The following is a 15,433-nucleotide window of genomic DNA, read 5'->3' as shown; positions in this document are numbered from 1 at the left end:
ATGCACAAACTCATTTCATACTGCGCACTCATGCTGATGGCTGGCGCGGCGTATCCGGTTTATGCCGCCATCAATCTTGACCGGACGCGCGTCATTTTTAACGGCAGCGATAAATCCGTCAGCGTGTTGCTGGAAAACCAGAGCAAACAACTGCCCTATCTGGCGCAGGTCTGGCTGGAAGACACGCAGGGCGAAAAGATCACTTCGCCGCTGGTGGCCTTGCCGCCGATGCAGCGCATCGAAGCCGGACAGAAAAGTCAGATCCGCATCCTGCAATTGCCGCAAGCCGCCACTCTGCCGAAAGACCGTGAATCGCTGTTTTACTTTAACGTGCGCGAAGTGCCTCCAAAGAGTGACATGTCAAACGTCATCCAGGTGGCGATCCAGAGCCGTGTGAAGCTGTTTTACCGCCCTGTGGCATTACAAGATCAGCTAAAGGAAAACTGGCAGGAGCAGCTTGAAGTTTTCGGTCTCAGTGACGGACTAAAACTGACCAATCCCACGCCGTTTTACATCACCGTCGGCTATCTGGGTAAAGATAATAAAGGCAATTTTGCGGGTTTTGATAGCGTAATGCTGGCACCGTTTACCTCTGAAAATCTCACCGGCAGCCGGTATGTGAGTCATCAGTACAGCCTCGGTTATATGGATGATTACGGAGGTTTACAGGTGAACGAATATTCCTGCCAGACCGCGCATTGTCAGCTTGTGCCAAAAAATCCTCAGGCGAAGAGGTTGTGATGGTTGAACTGATTCGGTTTTTAAGCGGACGAATGACAGTCCTTTTTATCATGCTGTTATTTTCCCGCAGCGCGCTGGCGCTGGACTGCGTGGAGAAGGGCACCGGAATTGTCGACAAACTGCCGATCCCGGTCGGGCAACTCGCTATTCCGGCGAATGTGCCACCGGGCACCAAAGTCTGGGAATCCAACGACATCACCGTGACCGCGTATTGTGACAACGTGCTGGGCAGTAGCATTGACGTGGTGCATTTCTATTTTAATCCCAAATCACAGTCGATTGGTGAAGGGTTAAGGCTGGGCGTCAGTTATAACGGGCAGGAGCTGGAGCAGGATCAGCAGCGCGCAAGTACCAACAGCCCACCGATTCAGCGGGGTGGAAGTGTGACGCTGGACGTCACATTCCGTCTGTATATCAAGGTTACCGGCACTCCCCCTTCCGCCGGGTATTATCTGGGCGCGGATCAGTTCACGGTATTTCAGCTCGACGGCAGCAGCAGTGTCAACAACACGCCGGGGGCAAAAAACCTCAAATACAATCTGTCGGGTTTACAAGGGGTGCGTTTTCTGGCCTGCGGTTCAGATCTGAAAGTGTATCCGGAATCGCAGATTTTAAATTTTGGCGAAATTCAGAGCACAACGCTTTCCCGCTCGGCGGGCGTCTCGCTGCCGTTTGCTATCCGGGCTGTGAAGCAAGGCTGTCTGGATAACTTCTCGCTACAGGCGGAATTTTCAACCGCCAGTCCGCTGCTGGATAACACGGCGATTGATCTCGCTAACGGTGCGAAACTGATGTTATTTAACGAGCAGCAACAGGCTATTGCGTTCAACCGCTACGATGACTTTGCTCAGCTGAATAATGTGAATGAAGTGACCAAAAACTTTACGGCAAGAGTGAGCGCCATTCCCGGAAGAGAGCTGTCGCTCGGGCAGTTTGATGCGTCGGTGATCGTAAAAATTAACTATTACTGACGGCTTTCCAGCAACGTCACCTGTGAGGATAAGCCTGGATGCAATGGATACTGGCTCAGTTGCAGGGGATTAATTGAGATACGCACCGGAATTCGCTGCACATCATAAATCCAGTTCGTCGCGCCGTTTTTGGCTGACAGTGCGGCCAGCGCGGTATCTGTGTCCAGATTGATCCCTTCAATCTGGCCGTCTAATACGACTTTTCTGCCATTAAACTCAGTCAAGATGGACGCCTTCTTGCCGATAAGCAGGTCAGAAAGTTGCGTCGCTTTAAAACTGGCGGTCACCCACATCTGATCGTCGGGCACGATGGTCATCAGCATTTGTCCGGCGCTGACGCCCACGCCCGCATGCACATTGTGCCGGGCGACATAACCGGTCACCGGACTGCGCACTTCGGTACGCATCAGTGCCAGACTGGCTTGCTGAAATTCTTCGGTGGCCTGCGAAACCATCTGTTGCTGAGCCGCATCAGAAGCGTCAAGTAATTGCTGATCCTTACGGTAGGCAGCAATCGCTTCATCCAGCGCTCTCTGGCTGCTGCTGACGGCTCTGAGGGTCTGTTGCAAATCCTGTTTTGAAATTGTCACCGCGCCTTTTGACTGGATCCGGCGATGATACCTGCTCAGCGCCTGCTGGTACGTCATCTGGGCTTTCAGGATGCGGGTATTATTCTTTTCATCGGTGGCATAACGGACCTGCGTTTTTTTGACTGATTCTGACAGTTTATTCTCAGCCTGCATATAAAGGTGCCGGGCTTCAGTGTCGTCCAAACGTACCAGTAAATCCCCTTTTTGCACCCGGCCGGTGACGGGCGCGAAAACCTGCGCCACCCGGCCACTGATTTGTGCGGCAAGCGTTATTTCATTGCCGGTGATATATGCATCGCGGGTGCTGGGCATAGCAGAAAAATTAAAATGCCCCCCGGTGGTGAAAATAAAGCACGAGATAAAAATAAATATCCTGATAAGTAATCGTGTTTTATTTCTTGTCTGAAGGGGCAGCGAAATGCGATGTGTTTTTGCATCGTGCCGTAGTTTCATGAAAAATCTTAATTCGCCTTTCCGTAGGAAATAGAAATCCTCACGCGTTCCGAGCACTTAACAAGCCGTGAGGTCATGTCAGTCAGCAGGGGCGTGTAAATATGATCCGTGTTTAAAATATCGAATAAGACTAATCTCCGCTGTCTGATAAATACAGCGGACACGTCGGAAAATTTTGCAGGTGATATCCTACACGTGAAGTCCTTGGGGAATTTTTAGAATTGATTAGTACTATTTTTCTTAACGCCAATGGCAATGGTATTAGGGAGGCTGTAGACTTAATATGAACTCCGTTTCCGGCAAAGAAGAATGCTATAGCATGAGTAAAACGAATAAATTAAACGCTGTCATTGTGGACGATCATCCGCTGGCGCGTATGGCGATTAAAAATTTGCTGGAAAGCGAAGGCATTACCGTGGTCGCAGAAGCCGGAGATGGCGCGCAGGCGCTGCTGCTGGTGGAAGAACACTATCCGGATCTGGTGATCGTGGATGTGGATATTCCGGTAATGAGTGGTATCGAAGTAGTGGAGAAACTCAGGAAACAAGCCTTTAGCCGTATTATTATTGTGGTTTCTGCCAAGAACGATCTGTTTTATGGCAAGCGTAGTGCCGATGCCGGGGCGAATGCTTTTATCAGTAAGAAAGAGGGCATGACCAATATTATTGCCGCCGTTAATGCTTCACTGAATGGTTACAGTTACTTCCCGTTATCATTACATGCTTTTATGGGCAGCTTGTCCTCCGAGCAGGAAATGTTGCAATCGCTTTCCAGTCAGGAAATCAAAGTGATGCGCTATATTCTCGGTGGTGCGGATAATATGAAAATCGCCTCAGAAATGTTTATCAGTAATAAAACAGTCAGTACCTATAAAAGCCGCTTGATGGAAAAGCTGAATTGTAAATCGCTGATGGATTTGTTCTCTTTTGCGCAGCGCAATAAAATTGGGTAAAAGCATGATAATCAGGGTAATAGCATTGTGGTTTGCCATTTTGTCGGTGATATATCCGGCTCAGGCCGCAACGCACGAACCTGCAACGCTGACGCTGTCCAGCGATTATGACGTTTTTACCCCGGCACTTCCGTTAAACCATTACGATTTATTATGGCTTGCTGCCAAGCGTACGCTGAACATTGGCGTTTATGGCACAGAAATCCCGCCGCTGAGCCTGAATTCCTCCACCGGCCGTTACCGGGGAATGAACGCGGATTACCTGCGGTTGCTGGAAAATTCTTTGCAGGTCAGTGTCGTCATTAAACATTATAACGACGAAGCGCAGGCGCTGGCCGCGCTGAAAGACGGCAATATCGACACCATTCTGACTTCACCCTCCGGCAACGTTGACCTGACCGCGCCGTTCGTTGTCTCGCTCCCGCTGGTTCGTGCGTTTCCGACGTTAGTCACCCGGCAGGCCGATGTGATGAACCCGCTGTCCGATGATAAGGACGAAGTGCGGGTAGCTATCCGGCGAGGATATCCTTCCGAACAATTTATCAGAATTGCGTTCCCGAAGGCTCAAATCACCGCGTATGACGATAACTATCTGGCGCTGGCGTCGGTTGCCAATAAAGAAAACGACTACTTTTTCGGTAACAATCTCACCTCCAGTTTTATTCTGGTGCGCGATTTTTATCAGGCGCTGGACATGGTGAAATTCTGGCGTGAACCTCAGACCGGCAACGCGTTTATTGTGCTCGCCAGCCAGCCGCAGTTACGAGGCATACTCGATGCCTTCATCAGTTCCCTGAGCGAGCAGACGCACAAACAGGTGGCGCAGTCCTGGGTGGATAACGGCAATATTTCTTTTTTAAATAAGGCGATGAAACTCACGCCGCAGGAAGAACGTTGGGTCTCCCGCCATCCGGTGCTGCATGTGCTGATTAACCCGTATTATGCCCCGTTCAGCATGATTGACGACAATCAGGAAATCCGCGGCCTCCTTGGCGATATTCTCAACCTGATCCAGTTGCAGACCGGCTTGTCCTTCGAACCGGTGATCGCCAATTCCAACAGCGACATGGTGAATATCATGCGTAAAGGCGGCTGGGATATTCTGCCCACGGCCACTCACAGTACCGAACGCGAAGAGCAGATGTTATTTACCCATCCGTTTATTGCCACGCCGTTTGTACTGGTGACCCGCGCCACAAGCGGGCAGGAGGATAGTCTGTCGCCTGGGTCGAAAGTGGCAATACCGGCGTATCATCCGCTGAGTGAAAAGCTGAAGAAGAAATATCCAGGCGTGACCTGGGTGATTGCCGAAAATACCAGTACGGCGCTGAGCAAACTGATGCTCGGCGATGTGGACGCTGTGGTGTCTACCCAGCTCGCGTCGCGGTTTATCATCGATCACTATTATCCTGAGATGATGACCTATACCCGCATTCCGGATGAGCCGTCGGCACAAATTGCCTTTGCTATCCCGCGAGACGCGCTGGAATTACAAAGTATTCTGAACAAGGCGCTGGATGATATTCCGCCGAAAGAGATCCTCAATCTGGCCGGGAAATGGGTGAAAGCGCCGGATGTGAAAATCGGCACCTGGAATCTGTATAACCGGCCATTTTATCTGGTGGCAGGACTGGCGGCGTTACTGGTGATCAGCAGCCTGTTGTGGGGAGTCTATTTGCTGCGCGCCATCAGCCGTGGCAAAGCGTCGCAGGCCGCGCTGAGCTATCAACTGATTTTGCGCCAGACTTTATCCAACGCCATTCCGGTGCCGGTGTATGTCATTACGCCGGAAGGTGAGTTAGAAAGTTATAACAGCGCATTCGGCGAGTTTTTCACGCCACAATTGCGTGAAAATATGCGCCATTCGCTGTACGACCGGCGTAGCCCTCTGGCGGATATTTTCCCTGATGTGCAGCAGGACATTCAGCAAGGGCTGGTGCCGGACACCGTCATCACTCATCAGCTGGTGCTCAATAACGGTCAGGAAGACCGGCTGATCCTGCACTGGCTGACCTCGTGCCAGATGCCGGAAAACATGCCAGCGACGCTGATTTGCGGCTGGCAGGACATCACGGAATCCCGGCAACTGATGAAAGCGTTGCAGGTCGAAAAAGACAAAGCCATTGACGCCAGTCAGGCGAAAAGCCGGTTCCTGGCGGATATGAGTCATGAGATCCGCACGCCTGTCAGTTCGATCATGGGATTTCTTGAGCTGCTGACCACCCGCAAGCAAAGCCCGGAAGAAGCCCGCGAGGCGATTGAACTGGCCTACAGTACGGCGCAGACGCTGATAGGGCTTATCGGTGATGTGCTGGACATGGAAAAAATCGAATCCGGCAACTTTACGCTGGTACCTGAATGGGTAGATCTGGGGGGGCTCGTCCACGCGACGGTGGCGAATTTCGAAGGGCTGGCGCGTCAGAAACATCTCCGGTTGACGGTCGATTGTCGCCTGGAAGAAGGGAAAACGCTATGGCTGGATCCGCAGGCTTTCAAACAGGTACTGTCTAATCTGGTCAGTAATGCCGTCAAATTCACCACGCAGGGCGGGATTGAAGTGATGGCACATACGCAGGCGCTGGGCGAGGAGCGGGTTTACCTGTCAATGAGCGTGCGCGATACCGGCGCCGGGATAAGCGAGCAGGAACAGCAGCAATTATTTAAGCCGTTCAGCCAGACCGCCGTCGGTAAACGCAGCGTTGGATCCGGGCTCGGGCTGGTGATTTGCCGCGAAATGGTCGAGAGAATGTCCGGGCAAATCAGCCTTGTCAGCCAGCCGGATGCGGGCACGACCATGACGGTCACGCTGGTGACGCGTACTTCTGACCATGCGCCAGGCGTTTTGTTGCTGGCTGAACAGGAAGCAGTGCTTCCTGCTGCATTAAGGATTGTGATTTCCGAGGATAACCCGACGAATCGTCTGTTGTTGCGCCGTCAGCTGGATATGCTCGGTTATCATGTGGATGAAGCCGAAGACGGTTTGCAGGCGCTGAATCTGATCCAAAGGCAGGATTACGATTTGCTGATCACTGATCTGAATATGCCGAACATGGACGGCATTACGCTCACGCAAAAGGTGCGGGAAACCAATCAGCAGATCATTATCTGGGGTTTAACCGCTAATGCGCAGACCGATGAGAAAGAAGGTTGTCTGGCGGCGGGCATGAATCTTTGCCTGTTTAAACCTATTGATCTGCAACAGTTAAAAGCGGCGTTAAGCGGTGTGCATATGTTCGCAGATACCCGCCCGCTGGAAGAGTTTGTTGATATGCCGACACTTGAAGCGCACAGCCTGGGCGACAAAAAGCTGATGTGTCAGATGCTGGAACAGTCGCGCATCGAAAATGACAAAGATCTCGCGGGGGCCTTGCAGGCGCTGGAACGCCAGGACCGGGATGTACTGCGACACCATCTGCACCGGATCAACGGGACGATGCAGCTGCTGGGCGCGACAAAGTTGCATTTGCTGGCGGAAAAGTTAGAAGACGTGCTGGCTACCGGGCAACAGGGTTTACAAATAGAAGCCGCAATAGAAGAAGGTACCGCGCAGCTTAAACAGCAAATCATGGCATTCAGCGCTGCCATCGAAACGTATTCAAAATCCACCCGGCATTAATATTGTGTTTTACCCCGCTAAGCCATTCTCCGGAATGGCTTTATTTTTATCCGCCGGTGTGATAAATATTTATTTAAGCGGACTTTCATATTCCCTGCAAACCTCTATTTTACTTCAGACGTTATTCGTTGCCTACGCGTGTAGGCCGAGACCTTCATTAAAATAATCTCCCTCTGATATTTAATGCTCTTTAGGAAAAGTATTATCTTCTCCTCAGCCAAGGCAGGCTGAAATGAATTATTCCCATTGTCATAATGACGCATATTTAATGAAGGATCTTGTAATGAAAAAAATTATCGCCCTTGCGCCTGTCGCTCTGATGTTAGGTTTGGCAGGTCAGGTTCAGGCTGCAACTCAGGCTGATGTCCAGTTGCAAGGGTCTATTGTAGACACCACTTGTGAAGTGACTGCAAATAACGGTGCTTCTACTCTGAACGTCGGTTCTTTCTCTAAAATCGCTTTCGACGCAGCGAAAAAACAGATTGGTGAAGAACCACTGCTGGTGTCTTTGAAAAACTGTAGCAAAGACGAAGCGGGTGCTTTACAGGTCAGCGGTATCGTTGCGACCGGTAACGAAACTGTGTTCCTGAGCGACGTTGCTCAGTCCGCAGGTTTCATGATGACCCGTGAAGACGGCACCACTCAAGTGACCAACAACACCAGCATCCCGGTTGTTGCTGATACGACTGGCGCACTGACTTATACCTTCAACACCGGTATGGCCGTGCTGGATAAGACTAACGTTGAGCCGGGTGCTTACCACGCGCCGATCAAAATCTCTTACGTGAGCAACTAAGCGTAAAGAACCTGAAGTACGGGACCCGTCGTAAGGCGCGAGCAGTACGGCAATAAGCGTCCGGAAAAGAGAGGTTCTATGAAACCTCTCTTTTTCATTTAACTGGCAGAGAACATTATGAAGTTTATTCACAAGTTAGGCGTTATTTTAAGCCTGGGGATATTATTGACCCCGCCAGCAATCGCAAGTATTGCGGTGGGTGCCTCCCGCATTATTTTTACGGCATCTGACAGCAGTCAGAGTATTGACATTAATAACCGATCTCATAATCAACCTTATCTTATTAATGTCGGTATTTCAGAAAGTCTCTCAGCGAAATCATCGAACAGCGTGTTCATGCCAACCCCGGCGTTATTTCGCATCGAGCCTGATTCCGCTAATAAAATCCGGATCCTGAAAAAATCCAATTCTCTGCCTGGTGACCGGGAGTCGGTCTTTTATTTAAATATTCTGGCGATCCCGACCGGTAAAACAGGTCAGGAAAATAATGACAATAAAGTCGGTGGCACCTTGCAGGTGGCGACCGGTAATACCCTGAAGCTGTTCCATCGTCCGGATAACCTGCCGATGACGCAAAAAGAAGCGATGGGCAAATTGCAGTTTTCCAGAGCAGGCCAGAGCGTGAAGGTGTCGAATCCGACGCCGTATTTTATCTCGCTCAACAAACTGACGATTGACGGCAAAAAGATCCCGCTCGATGTGATTAAAGGCACCAGCATGATTGCGCCCTTCGCATCAAATAATTATCCGGTGACAGCCGGGCAGGGCAAAGCCGAGTGGGCAGCGATTAACGATTTTGGCGGTGTGGAGACGTTCCGTGGCACGGTTAATTAAACAGGTTTCATCAGCACTTTTGCTGATTTTATCCGGCGTTTCTGCCGGTCAGGTACTGGCTGCCACCACTGACATTAAAGCCACGGTAATGGATGGCAATTGTCAGGTGGCGATCGACACGCCGACGCTCAAATTCGACACAAAAGATGTTACGCAATTTGCGACCGGTACCGCCGCCATTCTGCCACTGGCGGTCACTGTGAACTGCGAAGGAATGCAGGGCAAAACGCCGTCGCTGACTGTGTCCGGGGAATCCGCTCAGCTCAGCGACACGCAGCTGTTTCGCTCGGCCAGTTCAACGGCGAAGTACGTCGGTTTTATGCTGAAAAAAGGCACGCTGAATAACCTCAGTGATTTTTATAACGCGGCCGGTACGGTTGCGCCCGGTGATTCGGTGGCGATCACTCAGGATGACGGCACATCTGTGCAACCTTTCTCGGTGGGACTGGTGCGCAGCGCCGGTGATCCGCTGCTGACGGCGGGTGCGGTCAGCGCAAAAATCACCTTCGCCTTTATTTTCCCTTAACGCTTTCAACAGACAGACACCATGAAAAATCACATTTCTTTATCAGGACACCACGTTGCCCTGAGGGCTTCGCTTTGCCTGTGCCTGCTGGCGATGGCGGGTCACGCGGCGGCGGCAACAGAGGTGCAGTTTACGGCCACATTCCAGGCGCCGACCTGCCAGGTTTCCGCGCCGCCGGTGCTGGATTTCGGCGCGGTGCAGTCTTCCGGTATCCGCAGCGGCGACAGCCTGGCCAATCCGTTACCGCTGACGGTGACCCTGTCGCAATGCGCCGGTTTTGTCGGTGCGGTGCAAAAACCTGTGGTGAAAGTGTCGGGAACCGGCAACACAAGTTCCGGCGATTTTCTGTTCCTGCAACCGGCGTCCTCACAGGTGGTGAATTACGGCGTACGCATCGTGAACGCGACGGGTGATGTGGTGAACAACACCACGTTGCTGCCGGTGCCGCTGAACGCCATCAATTTTGACGGCGGCAACGTCAGCATTCCGCTGAAAGCAGCGCTGTCCTGTGGCACCAAATGCAGCGATGCCGCCACCAAAGGCGGCACGCTGAACGCCAGTGTCACCTTTGATTTCGCCTATCAGTAAGGGGTTTTCTGTGCAGTTTATTTCTCTTTTAGTACGCCGTGCCGCACTCATTTTAATGGGCATTGTGACGCTGATTCAGGGCGCTTTTGCCGCTGATGGGGGGATCAGCCTCAGCCGTACGCGGGTGATTTTTCAGTCAACCGACAGCGCCCAGACGCTGACCGTGCAAAACCACGGTTCCCGGCCTTATCTGGTGCAGTCGGCGGTCGTCGGGTCACCGCAAGGCCGTGAAGTTGCGCCTTTTCTGACCACGCCGCCGCTGTTCCGACTGGAAGAAAATAGCAAAAACACCCTGCGCATTTTGCGTAAGGACGATGCGGCGCTGCCTGCTGACCGTGAGTCGGTGTTTTATTTCACCGCGATCGCCGTACCGGCGATGACGGAACCGAAAGAAGCGGAAGACGCCTCGCTGGCGGCGCGGATTTCGGTGGGTATTCAGAACACCATCAAGCTGTTTTACCGCCCTGCAGGGCTGCCGATGACGGCGGAGGAAGCGCAGGGGCGTCTGACGTTTCATCTTCAGGACGGCAGCATCGAGGTAAGAAATCCGACGCCTTACTTCCTGACGTTTTCACGTCTGGCGTTTGATGGCCACGACGTGGCGGTGCGAGACGTTGTGCCGATGATCCCGCCATTCTCGCAGGCCAGTTATCCGGTGAGTGGTCAGGTTAAGCAGGCGCAGTGGACGGTGATTAATGATTACGGCGGCAACAGCCCGCTATTTTCAGCCGCTGTGCAGAACGGAGGGAAATCATGACGTTTTCGCTGAAAGTGCCGCTGCTGATTGCCGCGCTGGCATTGGCATTGCCGTGTGTTGCCGCGTCGGAACAGCCTTCCGGCCTGTCGATCAATCAGTTCCGCCTTGTGTATCCGGCATCGGAAACCAAAGGCATCACCTGGTCAATGACCAATAACACCCACCGTGCGTATCTGATGCAGTCATGGGTGCGGCCGCTGGATTTGGCCACCGGTTTACCGGCGACAGAACAAGACGATAAAGCGCCCGCCACGGCCATTCCGCTGCTGGTGACGCCGCCGTTAAAACGTGTTGATCCGGGTGAACAGCTCCAGCTGCGCATCCGTCTTACCGACATGACGCTGCCGCAGGACAGGGAATCAGTGTTTTACCTGTCGGTAAAAGGCATCCCGTCGGTGCCGGATAAAGACAACCAGACCGGCGGTCAGCTGGTGGTCGCGGTGGTCAACAACATGAAGTTGTTCTACCGACCGGAAGGTTTACCGCCAGGCGGCGTCACTAAGGCGTCTGAGCAGCTGCGTTTCAGCCTGCAAGGGGATGCGCTGGTGGTGGATAACCCGACGCCGTTTTACCTCAACTTCAGCCAGCTGAAAGTGGGTGGAAAAACCTTACCGGCAGCCGATCTGCGCAAGCTGGTACCGCCGAAAGGGCAGCAGCGCTATCCCGTCCCTGAAGGGACGCGGGGCGAGGTGGAGTGGCAGGTGATCGGCGAAGACAGCCGGGTGACGTCCGTCCAGCGTAAGCCATTGTAAGACCGGGGAAATCCGGAACCGCTAATCATATATTACATAGCAGGGAACGACCTTGAGTAAGAAATTGACATCCTGTTTAAGGACTAACGGAATGGCAGCCAGCACCCGCGCCTTCCCGCGCAAAACGCTTGCGCTGTTTGTATTAATGAGCTGCCAGAACGCGTGGGCAGCGGATTACTTCGATCCTGAATTGCTCTCGCTGGGAAGCGGCGCATCGGATGTCGATCTCTCCGCGTTTTCCCTGGCGGGCGGCGTGGCGGAAGGGAAGTATCCGGTCACTATCTTCGTCAACCAGCGTGAAGCGGTCTCCCGCGAACTGGTGTTCGGCAAAAACGCCCACGGCAATATTGCGCCTGAACTGTCGCCGGAGTTGCTTGGCGCGCTGGGCGTGAATGTGGATCAGCTGCCTGCATTTAAAGGCTTAGCGAAAGACAAACCGGTGGATGATCTGACAGCGCTGGTTCCGCAATCTACGGTGAAATTCGATTTATCCCGCCTGCGGCTGGACGTCAGTATCCCGCAGGTGGCGATGCAGCCGGGCAGTGACAGCCAGACGGATCCGTCACAGTGGGACGACGGCATTCCGGCGATGTTGTTTAACTACAACGTCAGTGCCGGTCGCAATGAGCAGACGCTCAACAGCGATACCCGCGTGAATAACAACCTGTTTGCCAACGTGCAGACCGGCGCTAACGCCGGTGCCTGGCGGCTGCGCAGTACGCTGACGCACAGCCACACTGATGCCAGTGGTAGCAGCAGTAATAACGACAGCACGCATTTTTCCAATACCTATTTATCGCGCGATATCCGTGACTGGCGTTCTCGCGTGACCATGGGCGAATCCAATACCGGCAGTGACGTGCTGGACGGCGTGCCGTTCCGCGGCGTGCAGCTGAATTCGTCCGAACAGATGATGCCTTCGCGTCTGCGCGGTTTTGCGCCGCTGATCACCGGCGTAGCCAGCAGTAACGCCCGCGTGACCGTGCGTCAGAACGGCTACGTGGTATATGAAACCTACGTCGCACCGGGCCCGTTTGAAATTAAGGATCTGTATCAGGCGGGATCCTCCGGTGACCTGGACGTGGCAGTGACCGAAGCCGATGGCAGCGTGCACAGCTTCGTGGTGCCGTATTCCTCCCTGCCGGTGATGCTGCGACCGGGCGCCATGAAATATGAAGTGACCGCCGGACGTTATGACGGCGGTACGACGCAGGGTTCACGCGAATCAGAATTCGTGCTGGCGACGCTGATTTATGGCTTACCGAAAAACCTGACGCTGTACGGCGGTCTGCTGGGCTCGCAAAACTACAGTGCGCTGAGCATGGGTTCAGGTATTTCGCTGGGCGATCTGGGCGCAATGTCTGTGGACGGCACTTTCTCCAGCACGAAGCTGGAAGAAGAAGATCGTCAGGCGGGCGGTTCATGGCGGGTGCGTTACTCCAAAAGCATGCTCACCACCGGCACGTCGTTTGACCTGACGGCGCTGCGTTATTCCACCCGAAATTATTACAGTTTCGCAGAATACAACAGCATGGGTTATGCGCAGAAGGATGATGTGTCGCCGTGGACGATGAGCCGCCGGCGCAGCAGTTTCCAGACGCAGGTAACACAGCAACTTGGGGATTATGGCTCTGTGAGCCTGCGCGCCAACCGTGATGATTACTGGGGGTCGACCAAAACGCTGACCAGCCTGTCATCCGGTTACAACGGCAGTTATCACGGCGTCAGCTACGGCGTGTATTACACCGTGGATCGTATGAAAGGCAACGGCGACTGGCCGGAAAACCGTCAGGTTTCCTTCAACATGAGCGTGCCGTTCAGCATCTTCAGCTATTCGTCTGCGTTGCAAAACACCTACGCCACCAGCCAGATATCTCATGACAACCACGGACGCACGCAGAATCAGGCGGGGATTTCCGGCAGCAACCAGAACGGCGCGTTGTCGTACAGCGTGATGCAGGGCTGGGGCAATCAGGATCAGGCCAGTAACAGCAACCTGAATCTAGGATATCAGGGCAGCAAGGGCAACGTTTCTGCGGGTTACGGTTACTCAAACGACATGCGCTCGATGAACGTCAACATGAGTGGCGGCGCGGTGGCCCATGCGCAAGGTGTGACGCTGTCACGTCCGCTGGGCAGTTCGGTGGCGCTGGTCAGCGCGCCGGGTGCGGAAGGCGTCAGCCTGTCTAATGGCGGTGGCAAAACCGATTCGCGCGGGTTCGCCGTGGTGCCGTATCTGTCGGATTACAGCCGCAACAACGTCGGTCTCGATCCGAGCACGTTACCGGACAACGTCGATTTGCCGCAAAACCAGAAAGTGGTGTACCCGACCAACGGCGCGGTGGTGAAAACTGACTTTGCCACGCGTATCGGTTATCAGGTGCTGATGTCCCTGACGCGGGCTGGCGGAGCAGGCGTGGTGCCGTTTGGTGCCACCGCATCACTGCTGGAAAACGCAGGTCGTGAGGAAATCACCGGCATCGTCGGCGATAACGGCCAGGTGTATCTGACCGGCCTGCCGGAAAAAGGCCAGCTGGCGGTGTCGTGGGGCAAAGGCAACGATAAACAGTGCCGCGTCAGTTATGACCTGAAGGGGCTGAAACCGACGGCACAAATGCCGGTTATTCAGCTGAACGGCGAATGCCGCTGATAAACGGCCGCGCACCGTTGCGCGGCCTTAATGTACACCAATTTAAGGAGCAGTCATGACTGCAAGGATGTTATTGGGGTCTGTGGCTCTGATGTGGGGAATGAACTGCGCTGCACTCGAGCTGAAATCGGGTTATCAGGTGGTCAGTGACGTGGTCAACACCCGGCTGACGTGGACCGAGGGCGATACCATTCCGGGCAATAAACCCGGCTGGTATTACTCACAAAACGTGGTGCCTTTTATGGCATCAGGTGTCGCGGGCACCGTGGTGGTTTCCCCCGTGCCGGTGCCCAGCGCGGGATGTGCGTCGATGTATCCGATGAAATCCTATGACGGTTATCGCGGTTATGAGATTTCCCCCGGCATTCTGGTGATCCCGTTCGGTTCCATATCCGGCCAGATTGTCATCAATTCCGGGACGATGAACCCGGTCGCCACCGGTGGCACGTTTATCCCTAACGGCGCGCCGGATCTGAACACCGTGTCTTCCGCGTCATGGGACAAATCCGGCAATGGCAGCGGCGACATCAGTGTGCGCTCCGACTGTCTGGGGGTGAAGACCACCTTTAACCAGTCGTTCGGCGCGGTGGAAATGAACAGCGGCGGCGGTTCGCAGTCGGCAATGGGTTACGGCGTCTATGTGCAGCCGGGAGCCGCCAAAATGGCGGTGAAAACTGTCTATGCGCAGGCCGGGCGTGGCTACAGCTGGAACGTCACGCCGGCGACCTTTGACCGGCGTATCCTGTCGCTGGCGTGGAGCGCCATGGACTGTACGGTGAATTCAACGCCTGCGATTGCTTTCGGTGATGTCACGCCGGATGACCGCAAGGTCGCGGTGAACTCCTCGGTGGATGTGACGTGCAGTAATCCTTCCGGCACCGCGCTGCCGGTGTCCTATTCGGTAACGCCGAAAACACAGGCCGGTGACCATTTCAGCATTCCGATGAAGTCGGCCAGCGGCACCGTTGATGGCGATGTGCGCGGTTTTCTAGGCGCATCCGCGACCACAGAAGCCGGTTGTGCAGACCGCACTTCCTCATTGCCGATGGACGGCACCAAAGTCAGCCTGCACACGGTCACTACCAGCACAAACTGGTCTGATCCACTGGTCTGGGTGTTATGCCCACGGACGACCGCAGAACCCGGTCCGGCCACGGCGGCGGTGACTCTTGACATGAGCTGGTAATCAATCTTATCGGGCCAGATT

13 protein-coding genes are annotated in these 15,433 nt (G+C 53.9%); 12 read left to right on the top strand and 1 reads right to left on the bottom strand.

Features of this window, described 5'->3' with window-relative positions; translation table 11 throughout:
- Positions 1 to 30: 30 nt before the first annotated feature.
- Both ACM615_RS14690 and ACM615_RS14685 read left to right on the top strand, forming a co-directional pair.
- Positions 31 to 741, top strand: a complete 711-nt coding sequence (locus ACM615_RS14690; protein WP_238485447.1) for a fimbrial biogenesis chaperone — start codon at positions 31 to 33, stop codon at positions 739 to 741.
- Positions 741 to 1,712 (top strand): fimbrial protein, encoded by a 972-nt coding sequence (locus ACM615_RS14685; RefSeq protein WP_132964444.1) that lies wholly within the window; start codon positions 741 to 743, stop codon positions 1,710 to 1,712. Before ACM615_RS14690 ends, ACM615_RS14685 begins: the two co-directional genes overlap by 1 nt.
- On the opposite strand, the gene ACM615_RS14680 is transcribed toward ACM615_RS14685, so the two are convergent.
- Positions 1,706 to 2,614, bottom strand: coding sequence for an HlyD family efflux transporter periplasmic adaptor subunit (locus tag ACM615_RS14680; RefSeq protein ID WP_159281632.1), 909 nt, complete (start codon positions 2,612 to 2,614; stop codon positions 1,706 to 1,708). The genes ACM615_RS14685 and ACM615_RS14680 overlap by 7 nt on opposite strands.
- Before the next feature lie 460 nt (positions 2,615 to 3,074).
- On the opposite strand from ACM615_RS14680, the gene evgA reads away from it, so the two are divergent.
- From evgA to ACM615_RS14630, 10 genes are all read left to right on the top strand, one after another.
- Entirely contained in the window at positions 3,075 to 3,707 is a 633-nt protein-coding gene (gene evgA, locus ACM615_RS14675) for an acid-sensing system DNA-binding response regulator EvgA (RefSeq protein WP_113877684.1), read from the top strand.
- A gap of 4 nt (positions 3,708 to 3,711) precedes the next feature.
- Positions 3,712 to 7,323 (top strand): response regulator, encoded by a 3,612-nt coding sequence (locus tag ACM615_RS14670; RefSeq protein WP_431012091.1) that lies wholly within the window; start codon positions 3,712 to 3,714, stop codon positions 7,321 to 7,323.
- A 283-nt stretch (positions 7,324 to 7,606) separates the two neighbouring features.
- Entirely contained in the window at positions 7,607 to 8,119 is a 513-nt protein-coding gene (locus tag ACM615_RS14665; protein WP_113877683.1) for a fimbrial protein, read from the top strand.
- A 165-nt stretch (positions 8,120 to 8,284) separates the two neighbouring features.
- The gene (locus ACM615_RS14660; RefSeq protein ID WP_259274989.1) at positions 8,285 to 8,953 is read left to right on the top strand and encodes a fimbrial biogenesis chaperone; all 669 of its coding nucleotides are present in this window, start codon (positions 8,285 to 8,287) and stop codon (positions 8,951 to 8,953) included.
- Positions 8,937 to 9,479 carry a fimbrial protein gene (locus tag ACM615_RS14655; protein ID WP_238485442.1) on the top strand — a complete coding sequence of 181 codons (543 nt, stop codon included), beginning with the start codon at positions 8,937 to 8,939 and terminating at the stop codon, positions 9,477 to 9,479. Before ACM615_RS14660 ends, ACM615_RS14655 begins: the two co-directional genes overlap by 17 nt.
- 21 nt (positions 9,480 to 9,500) lie before the next feature.
- Complete coding sequence (locus tag ACM615_RS14650; RefSeq protein ID WP_431012090.1) at positions 9,501 to 10,067, top strand: fimbrial protein; 567 nt, start codon at positions 9,501 to 9,503, stop codon at positions 10,065 to 10,067.
- A 10-nt stretch (positions 10,068 to 10,077) separates the two neighbouring features.
- Entirely contained in the window at positions 10,078 to 10,824 is a 747-nt protein-coding gene (locus ACM615_RS14645) for a fimbrial biogenesis chaperone (protein WP_113877679.1), read from the top strand.
- Positions 10,821 to 11,576, top strand: a complete 756-nt coding sequence (locus ACM615_RS14640) for a fimbrial biogenesis chaperone (RefSeq protein WP_159281630.1) — start codon at positions 10,821 to 10,823, stop codon at positions 11,574 to 11,576. Before ACM615_RS14645 ends, ACM615_RS14640 begins: the two co-directional genes overlap by 4 nt.
- Before the next feature lie 91 nt (positions 11,577 to 11,667).
- Positions 11,668 to 14,226 (top strand): fimbria/pilus outer membrane usher protein, encoded by a 2,559-nt coding sequence (locus ACM615_RS14635; RefSeq protein ID WP_132964432.1) that lies wholly within the window; start codon positions 11,668 to 11,670, stop codon positions 14,224 to 14,226.
- 55 nt (positions 14,227 to 14,281) lie between these two features.
- The gene (locus ACM615_RS14630; protein ID WP_431012089.1) at positions 14,282 to 15,412 is read left to right on the top strand and encodes a hypothetical protein; all 1,131 of its coding nucleotides are present in this window, start codon (positions 14,282 to 14,284) and stop codon (positions 15,410 to 15,412) included.
- The last annotated feature ends 21 nt before the right edge of the window (positions 15,413 to 15,433 follow it).

It is taken from the genome of Rahnella sp. PAMC25617, assembly GCF_050606005.1.
Classification (GTDB): Bacteria; Pseudomonadota; Gammaproteobacteria; order Enterobacterales; family Enterobacteriaceae; genus Rahnella; species Rahnella variigena.
The sequence above is the reverse complement of the archived record's forward strand: the minus strand, read 5'-3'. Positions and strand labels throughout refer to the sequence as shown.